Source organism: Streptomyces sp. SDr-06, assembly GCF_003324565.1.
Lineage (GTDB): Bacteria > Actinomycetota > Actinomycetes > Streptomycetales > Streptomycetaceae > Streptomyces.
On sequence record NZ_QOLA01000005.1, the window covers coordinates 385,051 to 400,292 of the forward strand.

The window sequence follows — 15,242 nt, forward strand, 5'->3', positions numbered from 1 at the left end:
GGAGCCCTTCGCTGGTCGTCCTTCCACGTTCCAGTGGACTCTCCCGTACTGGTCAACGCCAGGCGGGGGACGCTAGTTCCCTTGTGCGCGCTGGAGGGCGCGTTAGGCCGTACGGGAAGCGGTCAGCGCGGGGCGGGCAGCCCGGCCATCTCCAGGGCCTTCGGGTCGGGCTCGATCTCGCTGGTGCAGTGCGAGCAGCGCGTCGCGATGCCGGGGATCTGGGCGTAGCAGCGGGGGCAGTCGCGCAGGGCGGCCTTGATGTCCACGGGCTTGTCCCGGTCGAACCGGGCCTGGACCTTCATCATGGGCACGACGACGAGGAAGTAGAGCACCGCCGCCGTGATCGCGAAGGCGATGGCCGCGCTGATGAACTTGCCGTACGGGAAGGTCACGCCCTGGGCGGTGAAGGTCGCCGTGCTGAAGTCGCCGGTGGAGCGGGTGGCCACGCCGATCAGCGGGGTGATGAACGCGGTACTGAAGCCCGTGACCACCGCGGTGAACGCGGATCCGACGGCCAGACCGACCGCCATCGTGACTATGTTCCCGCGCAGGATGAAGTCCTTGAACCCGCTCAGCACCGCTCTGCTCCTTGTTCGCCATGACCGTGTCTGGTGTGTCGTACGTCCGTGCCCACCTTGGTGTGCGCGTACGACAGTGCCCTGTCAGGGCCTTTCGGACCAAACCGTGCCCGCGGACCGGGCGCGCCAAAACGCCCGGCCCGCCGCGAGGGGGGCACGCCCGCGGCGCGTCCGTGGAAGAGGGCGCTTCCTCAGAAGAGGGTCACCGAAGCGAAGTGCAGGACCAGTTGGGGCACGCCCGACAGGACGACGCCGATGACCGCGGTGAGCGCGATGGCGACGGTGAGCGGGGCGGGGACCCGGGGCCGCTCCGCTCCGGCGGGGGCATCGGCGGCCTCCGGCGAGCGGAACAGGAGCGCGGTCCAGCGCAGGTAGTAGTAGAGGGCGACGACCACGTTGAGCGCCATGACGACCGCGAGCCAGCCGAGCCCCGCGTCGACCGCCGCCGAGAAGACGGTGACCTTGGCGAACAGGCCGATGATGCCGGGCGGCAGTCCGGCCAGGCACAGCAGGAAGAAGGCGAGGGCGAGCGCGGCGAACGGACGCTCGGCGTACAGGGCCCGGTAGTCGGCGAGGCGGTTCAGCGGCCGGCTGCGGGCCACCAGGGCGGCGACCGCGAACGCGCCCAGGTTCACCACGGCGTACATCAGGGCGTACGCGACGGTGGCGCCGACCTGGCTGTCGCCGGAGTAGGCGGCGGCCGCGATCGGCACCAGGAGGTAGCCGGCCTGGCCCACCGAGGACCAGGCGAGCAGCCGCACGGCGCTGTACGCCCGGGTGGCGGACTGGCGCAGCGCGGCCGCGTTGCCGACGGTCATGGTCAGCGCAGCCAGGACGGCGAGCGCGGGGCCCCACACGTCGGCGTAAGCGGGGAAGGCCACGACGGTCACCAGGATGAGTCCGGAGAAGCCGACCGCCTTGCCGACCACGGAGAGGTAGGCGGCTACGGGCAGCGGCGCGCCCACATAGGTGTCGGGCACCCAGAAGTGGAAGGGTGCGGCGGCCGTCTTGAAGGCGAAGCCCACCAGCGTCAGGGCGACGCCGGTCTTGGCGACGGTGTCCAACTGGCCCGGAACGGTGGCCAGTCTGGTGGCGATCTCCGTGAGGTGCAGGGTGCCCGTCGCCGCGTACACGAAGCTGACGCCGAGCAGCATCACGGCGGTCGCGGTGACCGACGACAGGAAGAATTTCAGGGCCGCCTCGGAGGACAGCCGGTCGCCGCGCCTGAGGCCCACCAGGGCGAAGGCGGGCAGCGAGGCGACTTCCAGGGCGACGACGAGGGTGGCCAGGTCGCGGGCGGCGGGCAGCAGGGCCGCACCGGCCGCCGAGGAGAGGAGCAGGAACCAGAACTCGCCCGCGGGCAGCTTCTCCTCGGTGTCCCGCACCGAGAGCAGGGCGGTCAGCAGGGCGCCGCCGAGCACCAGGGCCTGGATGACGAAGGCGAACTGGTCGACGGTGTAGCTGCACGCGTCCGGGTTGGCGGTGAGGCAGAACGTGGAGCGGCTGCCGGTGCGCAGCGGCGCCAGGGAGGCGAGCGCCGCGACCAGGCCCGCGATCGTGACCCAACCGAGCACCCGCTTGCGGGCCGGGGGCAGGAACAGGTCGGCGAGCAGCACGACCAGGGCGACCGCCGCGGCGATCAGGGGCGGGGCGATCGCGACCCAGTCGACGGACTGGACCAGGCTTGCGGTGCCGGCCGCCGCGGTGGTGACGTCGGGGGTCACGACTTGCCTCCTGCGAGGAGCTTCTGGACGGCCGGGTCGGTCAGGCCGAGGAGGACCGCGGGCCAGAGCCCGGCGAGGACGGTGAGCGCGACGAGCGGGCTCCAGGCGGCGAGTTCGTACCCCTGGACGTCGGCGAGCACGGGGCCCTCGGCCGGCTTGCCGCCCATGCAGACCCGGCGCACCACGACCAGCAGGTACGCGGCGGTGAGCAGGGTGCCGAGGGCTGCGATGGCCACGAAGGTGAGGTACGCGGGGCGGCTGAGCCCCGCGGCCGGGTCGAAGGCGCCGAACATCGCGAGCATCTCGCCCCAGAACCCGGCGAGTCCGGGCAGTCCGAGCGAGGCGACGGCGGCGAAGGCGAGCAGCCCGCCGAGGCGCGGGGCCCGGCCGTAGAGGGCGGCTCCGGTGGCCCCGGCCAGGGTGTCGAGGTCGGCGGTGCCGTAGCGGTCCTTGAGGGCGCCGACCAGGAAGAACAGCAGGCCGGTGATGAGGCCGTGGGCGATGTTGGCGAACAGCGCGCCGTTCACGCCGGTGGGGGTCATCGAGGCGATGCCGAGCAGCACGAAGCCCATGTGGCCGACGGAGGAGTACGCGATGAGCCGCTTGAGGTCGCCCTTGTTGCCCTGCTTGGCGAGCGCGAGGCAGGCCAGCGACCCGTAGATGATCCCGGCGACGGCGAAGGCGGCCAGGTAGGGCGCGAAGGTGTGCATGCCGTGCGGCGCGATCGGCAGCACGATGCGGACGAATCCGTACGTGCCCATCTTCAGCAGGACGCCGGCCAGGAGCACCGAGCCGACGGTCGGGGCGGCGGTGTGGGCGTCCGGGAGCCAGCTGTGCAGGGGGAACATCGGGGTCTTGACCGCGAGCCCGATGCCGATCGCCAGAACGGCGATGACCTGCACGGACGTGGTCAGCCCACGGCCGTTGTCAGTGGCGAGTGCCACCATGTCGAACGTGCCCGCCTTGAGTCCGATCAGGAGCAGGCCGAGCAGCATGACGACCGAGCCGAGCAGTGTGTAGAGGATGAACTTCCAGGCGGCCGCCTGCCTTTGGTCCCCGCCCCAGCGGGCGATCAGGAAGTACATCGGGATGAGGACCATCTCGAACGCGAGGAAGAACAGCACGAGATCGAGGACGGCGAAGGTGGCGAGGGTGCCGGACTCCAGGACGAGCAGGAGCGCGACGAACGCCTTCGGGGACGGGCCCGCGGGCAGCTTGAAGTAGGAGTACAGCGCGCAGAGGAAGGTCAGCAGCGCGGTCAGGACGAGGAGGGGGAGCGAGATGCCGTCGACGCCCAGGTGGAGGTGGACGTTGAGCGCGGGGATCCACTGGATGTCCGTCGTGGCCTGCATCGTCGACGGGTGGCCGTGGTCGAAGCCGAGCGCGAGGACGATCGCGGCGAGCAGGATCACGCCGGTCACGGTCACGCCGTGGCGCAGCACGGCCTGCTCGGGGCTCCTGCCCCTCAGCCCGGGCGGGGCGGGCAGCAGAGCCGCCACGGCGCCGATGAGAGGGACGACGACGATGAACGCCAGAAGGAACTGCATCACGGACTCGCTGATATCGATCACGGCTCAGGACCCCGCGGTGACGTTGGCAAGGACGACCACGGCGGCCGCCAGGACGAGTGAGCCGGCCAGCAGCGCGCTGAGGTAGCTCTGCACGTTGCCGTTCTGCGCGCGCCGCACGGCCCAGCCGAACCAGCGCGGCAGCGCGCTCGCCCCGCGGACGTAGGTCTCGACGACCTCGCGGTCCAGGAACCGGACCAGGCCGGCCGCGGCCAGGACGGGCCGGACGAACAGGGCGTGGTAGACGGCGTCCAGGTGGAATCCGGTGGCCGCGTGGCGGTGCAGCGGGCCGAGCAGGAGGCGGCCGGGGTCGGCCGGGTCGGGGGCGGAGGCGATGTCGCCGTAGGCCTGGGTGTGGCTGGCGATGGCCTCCTGCTCGACCAGGCCGCCGTCCGCCTCGGGGTGCGCGGCGACGGCGCCCAGCGGGGTGCGGGCGGCCAGCGCCGAGGTGTGGCGCCAGGCCGCGTAGGTGACAAGACCGCCCACCAGGGCGACGCCCGTGGACAGGACGGAGGTGGTGACGGCGGGGGTCAGCGCGTGTCCGTCGAACCAGTCGGCGAGATAGCCGGTGGTCAGGCCGAAGCCGATCGAGGGGATGGCGAGCACCCACAGGACGGCGTTCATGACGGCGGGCTGCTTGCCGTGGTCCGGGGCCTCGGCTCCCCTGCCGCGGAAGGCGAGCAGCCACAGGCGCATGGCGTACGCGGCGGTGAGAAGGGCGGTGAGGAGTCCGGCGATCAGCACGGTCCAGCCTGCGCCGGACGGGGCGAGGTGGCTCTCGCCCAGCGCCGTGCGCTCGGCGGCGGACAGGACGGCCTCCTTGGAGAAGAAACCGGCGAAGGGAGGGATCGCGGCGAGCGCGAGCAGGGCGACGGTCATCGTCCAGTACGCGTCGGGAATGCGCCCCCCAGCTCTCGACTTCGTTCGAGCGGCGGAGGCCCCACCGGCCAGGCCGCCCATGCGGGACATGGCGGTCAGCGAGTTGGTGCCGGCGGCGTGGATGATCACGCCGGCGCCGAGGAAGAGGAGCGCCTTGAAGGCGCCGTGCGACAGGAGGTGGAAGACGGCGGCCCCGCGGTCGCCGACGGCCAGCGCGCCCGACATGTAGCCGAGCTGTCCGATGGTCGAGTAGGCGAGCACGCGCTTGATGTCGTCCTGGGCGAGCGCGGCGAGCGCCGAGCCGACCATGGTGAGCGCGGCCATCACGGCGAGCACGGTCATCGCGGCCGCCGACGCGGCGAAGACGGGCAGCAGCCGGGCCACGAAGTAGATACCGGCGGCGACCATCGTCGCGGCGTGGATCAGCGCGGAGACCGGGGTCGGGCCGGCCATCGCATCGGGCAGCCAGGTGTGCAGCGGGAACTGCGCGGACTTGCCGGCCACGCCGGCGATCAGCAGCAGCGCGATGAGGGTGGGGTGGCCGATGCCGCCGGTCAGGGCGGCCTGCACGACGCCGGTGATCCGGAACGTACCGGCGTCGGTGGCGAGCGCGAACAGACCGATCAGGAAGGGGACGTCGCCGAGCTTGGTGACCAGGAAGGCCTTCAGGGAGGCGGCACGCGCCTCGGGGGTCTCCCAGTAGTGGCCGACCAGGAAGTACGAGCAGATGCCCATGATCTCCCAGCCGACCAGGAGCACCATCAGGTCGCCGGAGTAGACGACGAGCAGCATCGCGGAGGTGAAGAGGGAGACGAGCGCGGCGTAGGAGGTGTAGCGCGGGTCGTCGCGCAGATAGCCCGTCGAGTAGAGCTGGACGCAGGTGGCGACCAGGCCGACCAGGACGGCGACGAGGACCGCGAACCCGTCCAGGTGGAGGGCGAGTTCGATCGGGACGGAGCCGGTCGGGGTGAGGCGGGTGGCCGCGTCGATGGCCTTGCCGCCGCCCTGGTCGACGGCCACGACGACGGCGAGGACGAGCGCGGCGAACGTCGGCAGGACCGCGAGCGGGCGGACGAAGCCGGGGGCCCGGCGGCCGAGCAGCAGTCCGGCCGCGGCGCCCAGGAACGGGAGGAGGGGGACGAGGACGGCGAGGGTCGTGGTGGTCACGCGGCGGCCTCAGCCTTCTGTGCCGGGGCTGCGGGGTCTTCGGGGTCGGCCGGGTCGGGGCCCGGATCCTCGGCGGTGTCGCGGAGCCGGTCGATGTCCGCGGTGCCGCGGTTGCGGTACACGGCGAGCACGATGGCCAGGCCGATGCCGATCTCGGCGGCGGCGATGGCGATCGTGAACAGGGTGAGCGCCTGGCCCGCGTGGAGGGTGTCGCGCAGCCAGACGTCGAAGGCGACGAGGTTGAGGTTGACGGCGTTGAGCATCAGCTCGACCGACATCAGGACCAGGATCGCGTTGCGCCGCGCGAGCACACCGTAGAGACCGGTGCAGAACAGGAGGACGGCGAGTACGGCGGGATAGGCGAGGTGCATCAGCGCGACTCCGTCTCACGGGCGGCGGCAGCGGTGGCGTCCGGAGCATCGCCGGGGGCGCTCTTGCGGGACAGCACGATCGCGCCGACCAGGGCGGCCAGGAGAAGCACGGACAGCGCTTCGAAGGGCAGCACCCAGTGCCGGAAGAGGATCTCGCCGGACACCTTGGTGGAGCCCTGGGCGGGTCCCGCGAGGTCGATCCAGCTCGTGCGGAAGGCGTCCACCACGACCCAGACGAGGGTCCCGGCGGCGGCGACGGCCACCGCGAGCGCCGCCCAGCGGTTGCCGGAGTCGGCGTCCGGGGAGGGGCCGATGGGGGCCTTGGTGAGCATCAGTCCGAACAGGAGGAGCACCACGATCGAACCGACGTAGATGAGGACCTGCACCCAGGCGATGAACTCGGCGGTGAGCAGGAGGTATTCGACGGCCAGGCCGCCGAGCGCCACGACCAGCCACAGGGCGGCGTGCACCAGTTGCCGGGTCGTGACGGTCATGACGGCCGCGCCGAGGGTGGCGATGCCGACGAGGAGGAACGCGATCTCCACGCCGGTCGGCGACAGGAAGCCGTGCGGCGCGGTGAGGGCGCCCTGGGCGAGGATCCCGCTCATGCCCGGTCTCCCTCGGGGCCGGAGCCCGGAGCGGGCTCGGTGGGGGCGGCGGCCTCCGCGGCCTGCGCGGCGGCCAGCTTGTCGGCGGCCTTGCGGGCGGCGGCGACCTCCTTCGGCTCCTCGGCGCCCGGGTCGAGCGCGGGCGGGGCCGGGACCGTCCACATCCACTCGCGCAGTTTGTCGCGCTCGTGGGTGAGTTCGTGGATGTCCGTCTCCGCGTACTCGAACTCGGGGGACCAGAACAGCGCGTCGAAAGGACACACCTCGATGCAGATACCGCAGTACATGCAGAGCGAGAAGTCGATGGCGAAGCGGTCGAGGACGTTGCGGCTGCGTTCGCGGCCGCCCTCGACCGCGGCCGGGACCGTCTCCTTGTGGGAGTCGATGTAGATGCACCAGTCGGGGCACTCGCGGGCGCACAGCATGCACACCGTGCAGTTCTCCTCGAACAGGCCGATCACGCCCCGGCTGCGGGGCGGGAGTTCGGGCTGGACGTCGGGGTACTGCGCGGTGACGGTCTTCTTCGTCATCGTGCGGAGCGTGACAGCGAGGCCCTTGGCGAGGCCGGAACCGGGGATGGGCATTAGCTGATCGCCACCTTCACGATGCCGGTGAGCGCGATCTGCGCGAGGGCGAGCGGGATGAGCGTGGTCCAGGCGAGCTTCTGCAACTGGTCCTCGCGGAGCCGGGGGTAGCTGACCCGGAGCCAGATCACGACGAAGGCGAGCACGGCCGTCTTGAGCAGGGTCCATACCCAGCCCAGACCGTCGGCGCCCCACGGGCCGTGCCAGCCGCCCAGGAACAGGACGGTGGTGAGGCCGCACAGGACGACGATGCCGGCGTACTCGGCGAGCAGGAACAGCGCGAAGCGCAGTCCCGTGTACTCCGTGTACGCGCCGAAGATGATCTCGGAGTCGGCGACGGGCATGTCGAAGGGCGGGCGCTGGAGTTCGGCGAGGCCCGCGACGAAGAAGACCAGCGCGCCGACGATCTGCCAGGGCAGCCACCACCAGTGGAAGGCGTTGAGGATGCCGGGCAGCGAGACCGTGCCGGCGGCCATCGCCACGGAGGCGGCGGCGAGCAGCATCGGCAGCTCGTACGCGAGGAGCTGGGCCGCGGTGCGCAGTCCGCCCAGGAGGGAGAACTTGTTGGCCGAGGCCCAGCCCGCCATGAGCGAGCCGAGCACGCCCACGCCCATCACGGCGAGCACGAAGAAGATGCCCGCATCGACGACCTGGCCGACCGCGCCCTCGCTTGGGCCGATCGGGACGGCCACGAGGACGAGGAGGTAGGGCAGCAGCGCGACGGCGGGCGCGAGCTGGAAGATCCGCCGGTCGGCCGCGGCCGGCACGACGTCCTCCTTCTGCGCGAACTTCACGCCGTCGGCGACGAGTTGGGCCCAGCCGTGGAACCCGCCCGCGTACATCGGGCCGAGCCGGCCCTGCATGTGCGCCATCACCTTGTGCTCGGTCTGCCCGATGACGAGCGGCAGCACCATGAACACGGCGAAGACGACGACCAGCCGGAGGGCGACGTCGAGTGCGTCATTCACGCGGGTCGCCTCCGGCGGGGTCGGTGGATTCGGCCGCGTCGCCTCCGGCGGGGCCGGTGGATTCGGCGGGGCGGGTGGATTCGGCGGGGCGGGTGGATTCGGCGGGGCGGGTGGATTCGGCGGGGCCGGACGCGTCGGGCCCCTCGTCCCCGGAAGCGGGCTCCCGGGCGGGGGGCGCTTGGGCCGGGGTGGGGTCCTCGGCCCGGCTCGGGTCTTCGGCCGGGGTCGACGCGTCGGCCTGGGTCGGCTCGTGTGCCGGGGGCGACGCGTCGGCCGGGGTCGGCTCCGCGGTCTGCTCCGGGGCCCGGGTGGGCTCTTGAACCTCGGCGCGCTCCGAGGCCGGAGCGGACTCCCGCGTCGGGGCCGCTTCCGGCTTGTCGTCGGCGGGCGTCTCGGCCTGGGCCTGCTCCGGGGCCCGGGTGGGCTCTTGAACCTCGGCGCGCTCCGAGGCCGGGGCGGACTCCCGCGTCGGGGCCGCTTCCGGCTTGTCGTCGGCGGGCGTCTCGGCCTGGGCCTGCTCCGGGGTCTCCTCGGTGAAGGCCGGTTTCGGGTTGTGCCAGGGGGCGTCCGCACTGCGCGTCCGGGGCGGCGCGGCGGGCTCCCCCGCCACGGCACCGGCCTGCTGCGACGCCGAGCCCTCGCTCGCACTCCGGGTCCGGCGCGGACGTACCGCCGGAGCCTCCGGAGCGGCCGAAGGACCGGGCGCCTCGGGCGCGGCCGGGGTCGGCTGTGACGCCGAGCCCTCCGACACGCTGCGGGTGCGGCGGGGCGGGCGGTCGGCGGCTGCTCCTGCCGCGCGCGGGGTGCGGGCCGGGCGGGCCGGGGCCGGGGGGAGCTGGCCCTTGAGGGGGCCCCACTCGTTCGGGTCGGGGACGCCGGGCGGGAGCATCTGGCGGCGCTTGGGGCCGCCGTGTTCGGATTCCCCCGGCTCCTTGGCGCCCGGCCACGCCTTGGCGACGCGGGCCGCGAGCACGAAGTCCTTGCGCAGTGGGTGGCCCTCGAAGGAGTCGGGCAGAAGGAGCGGGACCAGGTGCGGGTGGTCCGTGAAGCCCACGCCGAACATCTCGTGGGTCTCGCGCTCGTGCCAGGCCGCGCCCGCGTAGACGTCCACGGCGGAGGGCAGCACGGGTGCCGCGTGCGGGACGGTCGTGCGTACGAGCAGGCGTCGGACCCGGCCGTCGCCGAGCGCCACGACATGCGCGCAGACCCGGAAGCCGGTGCCGGGTTCGTCGACCGCGCTCAGCCAGTCGAAGTACGTGCAGCCCAGCTTGTCGCGGGCGGTTTCGAGGGCGGCGATCCAGGAACCGGCGGGCACGTCGACGGTGAGCAGGCCGTATGCCTCCTCCGCCGTGGACTCGGCGCCGAAGATCTCGGTGACGCCGTCGGGCAGGCTGTCGTACGCGCTCACGCCTGGCCCTCCCCCGGGGTGGGCGGGGCGGCGACGAGGCCGCTGGTGAGCTGGGCCGGGGTGGCCGCGTTCGCGTACCGCTCGCCGAGCGTTTCGCTGGCGATCTTCTCCTGGAGCTTGAGGATGCCCTGGAGCAGCGCCTCGGGCCGGGGCGGGCAACCGGGCACGTACACGTCGACCGGGATGATCTGGTCCACGCCCTTGGTCACCGAGTACGAGTCCCAGTACGGGCCGCCGCAGTTGGAGCAGGCGCCGAAGGAGATGACGTACTTGGGCTCGGGCATCTGCTCGTACAGCCGCTTCACGGCGGGTGCCATCTTGTCCGTCACCGTGCCGGAGACGATCATGAGGTCGGCCTGGCGCGGGCCGGGCGCGAAGGGGATCACGCCGAGCCGGATGAAGTCGTGGCGGGCCATGGAGGCCGCGATGAACTCGATGGCGCAGCAGGCGAGGCCGAAGTTGAAGACCCACAGGCTGTAGCGGCGGCCCCAGTTGAGGACCACCTTCATCGGCTCGGGGGCCAGGCGCGAGAGCACGCCCAGCTTCTTCGGCTCGGGCAGCAGCACGGGCTGCGACTCGGGTCCGGGAGTCGTCACGTCCATTCCAGGACGCCCTTCTTCCATGCGTAGAGCAGTCCCACGGCCAGGAAGCCGAGGAAGATGAACATCTCGACGAGGGTGGTCGCGCCGTAGCCCGGGGCCGCGAAGACGGTCGCCCAGGGGAAGAGGAAGATCGAGTCGACGGCGAAGATCACGTACAGGAAGGCGTAGACGTAGTAGCGGACCTGGGTGTGGGCCCAGCCCTCGCCCACCGGGTCCACCCCGCACTCGTACGTCAGGAGTTTCTCCGGCGTCGGCACGACCGGCCGCAGCAGCCGCCCGGCCCCGAACGCCACGGCGACGAACAGCACGCCGATCACGGCGAGCAGGCCGACGACCGAATAGCTGTGGAAGTAGTCGGCAGCCAACACCGGCATCTGGCGCACGGTCGGTTCCGGCACGTCGCGCCCCTCGCTCCCTGGCCTCGATGGTCTCGTCGCGCCCTGTTCGACGCTGTGTACGGACGGGAGTCTAGGCCCTGCTAAGGGGACCCTGGGCAGGGGTAGGGGCTACGGGGGTGGGGTTTTCCCCCGTGCGAGAGGGTGTGGCACCCCATGGCGCCGTCGATCGCCGCCCGGCAGGCTTGGCACCATGACCAGCACCCTCCGCGACCAGCAGCGGGACCCAGCAGCACGCGCCGGCCGCGACGAGAAGGCCGCCCCGCCCGCGGCGCGGTTCGCCTACGGCCGGCACACCTGGAAGGAGATCGCCCATCTCCTCGCCAACCTGCCGATGGCACTGATCGGTTTCGTCTACGTCGTCGTGACGGTCGTGCTCGGCGTCGGTCTGTCGATCACTGTGATCGGCCTTCCGCTGCTCGCGGTGGGGCTGCTCGGCGCGCGCCAGCTCGGCAAGGCCGAACGGGCCCGGGCGCGGGCGCTGCTGGGGGTGCAGATCGACGAGCCGACGCCGATCCCGGCCAGTCCGCGCCGGCACGGCGGCTTCTTCCCCTGGTTGTGGACGAGCGTGAAGGACCCGGTGGCCTGGCGCGGTGTGCTGTACGAGTTCGTGCGGCTGCCCTGGGGGATCCTGACCTTCACGGTCACGCTGGTCTCCCTGTTCGTGGCGTGGCCGGTGCTCGGGTTCGTGGCGCGGGGTCTCACCAACGCCGACCGGATGATGGTGCGCGCGCTGCTGTCGCCCTCGGACGAGCTGGAGCGGCGGATCGCCGAGCTGGAGTCGGACCGGGGTGTCGTGGTCGACACGGCCGCCGCCGACCTGCGGCGCATCGAGCGGGATCTGCACGACGGGGCGCAGGCCCGCCTGGTGGCCCTCGCCATGGGCCTCGGCCTCGCCAAGGAGAAGGTCCTTGAGGACCCGGAGGCGGCGGCCGCGATGGTGGACGAGGCGCACGGCGAGGTGAAGCTGGCCCTCCAGGAACTGCGCGACCTGGCCCGCGGCATCCATCCCGCGGTCCTCACCGACCGCGGCCTCGACGCCGCCCTCTCCTCGGTCGCCTCCCGCTGCACGGTGCCGGTCAGGGTCGCGGTCGACCTGCCCGCGCGGCCCGCCCCCGCGATCGAGGGCATCGCCTACTTCACCGTCTCCGAGCTGCTCCAGAACGTCAGCAAGCACAGCCGCGCGCGGGGCGCCTCGGTCGAGGTGTGGCGCAGTGCGGACCGGCTGCTCATCCAGGTCGAGGACGACGGGGTGGGCGGCGCGCGCCTGGACGGGGGCAGCGGCATGGCGGGTCTCGCCGAGCGGCTCGGCGCGGTGGACGGGCTGCTCGTCCTGGAGTCGCCCACCGGCGGGCCCACCCTCGTCACGGCCGAACTGCCGTGGCGCGACCGGGGCCCGAAGGACTGACCCGCGGGCGGGGGTAGGGAAAACCCCCGCCCGAAGAGGGTGACCGGCCGCATGGTCCGGGCCCCCCGCACCGACGAAGCTGGTGTTCACAGGGGGCGGCCGTCCGACACGGCGGCCGCGCAGGACGAGGAAACGGACGGACGGGACCGATGACCATGGACACCGAGTACGGGTACGGCGTGGCGCGGTCCGCCGAGCCGCGGCGGCACCTCCTCCCGCCGGTGCTGCGCGCCCCGTTCGAGGCGCGGACCTTCCGGGAGTTCGGCCATCTGCTGCTGAGCCTGCCGATCAGCATCGTGCTGTTCTGCTGGGCCGTCACCACCGTGTCGGTGAGCGCCGGCCTGCTGGTCACCTTCATCGGCATTCCGCTGCTTGCGGTGTCCCTGCTCGGCTGCCGCGTCTTCGGGGTGATGGAGCGGGCCCGGGCACGGGCGTTGCTCGGCGTCGAGATCGCCGAGCCGCAGTCGGCGCGCTCGCGCGGCGGCCTCATGGCGTGGATCGGCGGCGTCCTCAAGAGCGGGGTCTCCTGGCGCCACCTGCTGTACTCGGTCCTGCACTTCCCCTGGGCGCTCTTCGCCTTCTGCACCGCTCTGCCGCTGTGGACGGTCGGCTGGACGCTGTTCACGTACCCGCTGTGGCAGTGGGTGTTCCCGATGTACGCGGGCCAGGCGGGCCTCCAGCTCTACGGGGACGACCACCACACCGTGTACCTGGACTCGCCGTTCGAGATCGCCCTGACCTCGCTGGCCGGGCTGCTGATCACGCTGGCCGTGCCGTGGCTGATCCGCGGGCTCGCCACGATGGACAAGGTGATGGTCATCGGGCTGCTCGGGCCCTCGCGCCTGGAGGAGCGGGTCACCGAGCTGGAGTCCGACCGCGGCGTCGTCGTGGACACCTCCGCGGCCGACCTGCGGCGCATCGAGCGGGATCTGCACGACGGGGCGCAGGCCCGCCTGGTGGCCCTCGCCATGGACCTGGGCCTGGCCAAGGAGAAGCTGACCGAGGACCCGCAGGCGGCGGCGAAGATGGTCGACGAGGCGCACGGCGAGGTGAAGGTCGCCCTCCAGGAACTGCGCGACCTGGCCCGCGGCATCCACCCGGCGGTCCTCACCGACCGCGGCCTGGACGCCGCCCTCTCCTCCGTCGCCTCCCGCTGCACGGTGCCGGTCAGGGTCGAGGTGGACCTGCCGGGCCGGCCGGTCCCGGCGATCGAGGGCATCGCGTACTTCACCGTCTCCGAGCTGCTCCAGAACGTCAGCAAGCACAGCGGGGCGAGCCGCGCCACGGTCGACGTGTGGCGCGCCGGTCCCCGGCTGATGCTCCAGGTCGGTGACAACGGGCGCGGCGGCGCCGACGCAACCGCCGGGTCCGGCCTCGCGGGGCTCGCCGAGCGGCTCGACGCGGTGGACGGGATCCTCGTGCTGGACTCGCCCCGCGGCGGCCCGACCACGATCACCGCGGAGCTCCCCTGGCGGGCCTAGCCCGCGAGCGCCGCCCCCTCGCCTCCCGGCCCCCAAACACGGGGTCGGGGGGTTTTTGCCTGGCGGAGGCGGATTCTTGCCCGGATGCTGGGATGCTGGAGAGGCACAGCGCCACGGCTCGCACAGAGCCGTGGGGTGCCCAAGGGAGCCGGGGGGCTGCGAAGTCGTGGAGGACAGGGTGCGGGTGGTCATCGCCGAGGATTCGGTACTGCTTCGGGAGGGCCTGACCCGGCTGCTGACCGACCGGGGACACGAGGTCGTCGCGGGAGTGGGCGACGGAGACGCGCTGGTCAAGACGGTGGGAGAGCTGGCCGACGAGGGCGCGCTGCCCGATGTCGTGGTGGCGGACGTGCGGATGCCGCCCACCCACACGGACGAGGGCGTACGCGCGGCGGTGCTGCTGCGCAAGCTGTACCCGGACATCGGGGTGCTGGTGCTCAGCCAGTACGTGGAGGAGCAGTACGCCACCGAGCTGCTCGCCGGGTCGAGCCGGGGCGTCGGCTATCTGCTCAAGGACCGGGTCGCCGAGGTCAGGGAGTTCGTCGAGGCCGTGGTGCGGGTCGCCCAGGGCGGCACCGCCCTCGACCCGGAGGTCGTGGCACAGCTGCTCGGGCGCAGCCGCAAGCAGGACGTGCTGGCCAACCTCACCCCGCGCGAGCGGGAGGTCCTAGGACTGATGGCCGAGGGGCGGACGAACTCCGCGATCGCCAAACAGCTCGTCGTCAGCGACGGCGCGGTCGAGAAGCACGTGAGCAACATCTTCCTGAAGCTGGGGCTCTCGCCGAGTGACGGGGACCACCGGCGTGTTCTGGCGGTATTGACCTACATCAATTCGTGAGGGCCCGCCGCCCTGTCGGGGTTCAAGCAGGATCCAGCCGCCAGGGTGGAGACTCGGTCACCGAGCCGGATTGAGTCGCCGCTCGCGGGGCTCCCGACACGGTGAGGCCTAGAACCGAAGAAGGATGGCTGGGCGTCTTAGCAGAAGGGGCCGGGGGGCGGGTAAATCGTGGCAATTCAGGGCATCAGGGCGCCTCAAAAGAGCGTCCAACATATGAGCGGTCCAGGGAAGGCGACCCTTACCGACGTAGGGTGGGCCTTGGCGCTACCGGTCGGCCGGATGCGCCCGAGCAGCCCGCCCGAGGGAGGTCCAGTTCAGTGACCAGCCAGGTCAGTAGCCCAGCCGAGCAGGCCGATGGAGCCGATGAGGCCCTCGTCGGGGAGCAGCGCAGGCCCGCCGGGGAGAAGGAAGTCCGGCGTCTCGACCGTGTCATCATCCGTTTCGCGGGTGATTCGGGTGATGGCATGCAGCTCACCGGTGACCGGTTCACCTCGGAGACGGCGACGTTCGGAAACGACTTGTCGACGCTGCCGAACTTCCCGGCCGAGATCCGGGCGCCTGCCGGAACACTGCCGGGTGTGTCGAGTTTCCAGCTGCATTTCGCGGACCACGACATCCTGACGCCGGGCGATGCGCCGAATGTGCTGGTGGCGATGAACCCGG

Annotated in this window: 14 protein-coding genes and 1 pseudogene; 4 read left to right on the forward strand and 11 right to left on the reverse strand. The window is 72.1% G+C overall.

Going from position 1 to position 15,242, the window contains the following annotated elements; translation table 11 throughout:
• Positions 1-122 precede the first annotated feature (122 nt).
• The 11 genes from DT019_RS14855 to DT019_RS14905 form a co-directional block, all read right to left on the reverse strand.
• A complete protein-coding gene (locus tag DT019_RS14855) occupies positions 123-578 on the reverse strand; it encodes an MscL family protein (protein WP_114037231.1) in 456 nt (151 codons plus the stop codon).
• Positions 579-769: 191 nt separating this feature from the next.
• On the reverse strand, positions 770-2,302 hold the full coding sequence (locus DT019_RS14860) for an NADH-quinone oxidoreductase subunit N (RefSeq protein ID WP_114037232.1): 1,533 nt from the start codon (positions 2,300-2,302) through the stop codon (positions 770-772).
• On the reverse strand, positions 2,299-3,849 hold the full coding sequence (locus DT019_RS14865) for a NuoM family protein (protein ID WP_114037281.1): 1,551 nt from the start codon (positions 3,847-3,849) through the stop codon (positions 2,299-2,301). The genes DT019_RS14860 and DT019_RS14865 overlap by 4 nt, the downstream gene beginning before the upstream one ends.
• Positions 3,850-3,876: 27 nt before the next feature.
• The gene (locus tag DT019_RS14870) at positions 3,877-5,916 is read right to left on the reverse strand and encodes an NADH-quinone oxidoreductase subunit L (protein WP_114037233.1); all 2,040 of its coding nucleotides are present in this window, start codon (positions 5,914-5,916) and stop codon (positions 3,877-3,879) included.
• The gene (nuoK, locus tag DT019_RS14875) at positions 5,913-6,287 is read right to left on the reverse strand and encodes an NADH-quinone oxidoreductase subunit NuoK (protein ID WP_114037234.1); all 375 of its coding nucleotides are present in this window, start codon (positions 6,285-6,287) and stop codon (positions 5,913-5,915) included. Before nuoK ends, DT019_RS14870 begins: the two co-directional genes overlap by 4 nt.
• Complete coding sequence (locus DT019_RS14880) at positions 6,287-6,895, reverse strand: NADH-quinone oxidoreductase subunit J (RefSeq protein WP_114037235.1); 609 nt, start codon at positions 6,893-6,895, stop codon at positions 6,287-6,289. Before DT019_RS14880 ends, nuoK begins: the two co-directional genes overlap by 1 nt.
• Positions 6,892-7,479, reverse strand: a complete 588-nt coding sequence (locus tag DT019_RS14885; protein WP_114037236.1) for a NuoI/complex I 23 kDa subunit family protein — start codon at positions 7,477-7,479, stop codon at positions 6,892-6,894. Before DT019_RS14885 ends, DT019_RS14880 begins: the two co-directional genes overlap by 4 nt.
• The gene (locus DT019_RS14890) at positions 7,479-8,447 is read right to left on the reverse strand and encodes a complex I subunit 1/NuoH family protein (protein WP_114037237.1); all 969 of its coding nucleotides are present in this window, start codon (positions 8,445-8,447) and stop codon (positions 7,479-7,481) included. The genes DT019_RS14885 and DT019_RS14890 overlap by 1 nt, the downstream gene beginning before the upstream one ends.
• Complete coding sequence (locus tag DT019_RS14895) at positions 8,440-9,855, reverse strand: NADH-quinone oxidoreductase subunit C (protein WP_114037238.1); 1,416 nt, start codon at positions 9,853-9,855, stop codon at positions 8,440-8,442. Before DT019_RS14895 ends, DT019_RS14890 begins: the two co-directional genes overlap by 8 nt.
• Entirely contained in the window at positions 9,852-10,457 is a 606-nt protein-coding gene (locus DT019_RS14900; RefSeq protein ID WP_114037239.1) for an NADH-quinone oxidoreductase subunit B, read from the reverse strand. Before DT019_RS14900 ends, DT019_RS14895 begins: the two co-directional genes overlap by 4 nt.
• Positions 10,448-10,831 (reverse strand): NADH-quinone oxidoreductase subunit A, encoded by a 384-nt coding sequence (locus tag DT019_RS14905; protein WP_114037282.1) that lies wholly within the window; start codon positions 10,829-10,831, stop codon positions 10,448-10,450. Before DT019_RS14905 ends, DT019_RS14900 begins: the two co-directional genes overlap by 10 nt.
• A gap of 214 nt (positions 10,832-11,045) precedes the next feature.
• On the opposite strand from DT019_RS14905, the gene DT019_RS14910 reads away from it, so the two are divergent.
• The 4 genes and pseudogenes from DT019_RS14910 to DT019_RS14925 all read left to right on the forward strand — a co-directional run.
• Positions 11,046-12,260 (forward strand): sensor histidine kinase, encoded by a 1,215-nt coding sequence (locus DT019_RS14910; RefSeq protein ID WP_114037240.1) that lies wholly within the window; start codon positions 11,046-11,048, stop codon positions 12,258-12,260.
• Between the two features lie 155 nt (positions 12,261-12,415).
• On the forward strand, positions 12,416-13,741 hold the full coding sequence (locus DT019_RS14915) for a sensor histidine kinase (protein ID WP_114037283.1): 1,326 nt from the start codon (positions 12,416-12,418) through the stop codon (positions 13,739-13,741).
• 178 nt (positions 13,742-13,919) lie between these two features.
• Positions 13,920-14,579, forward strand: a complete 660-nt coding sequence (locus DT019_RS14920; protein ID WP_189389549.1) for a response regulator transcription factor — start codon at positions 13,920-13,922, stop codon at positions 14,577-14,579.
• 317 nt (positions 14,580-14,896) lie between these two features.
• A pseudogene (locus DT019_RS14925) lies at positions 14,897-15,242 on the forward strand (2-oxoglutarate ferredoxin oxidoreductase subunit alpha); the annotation flags it as partial.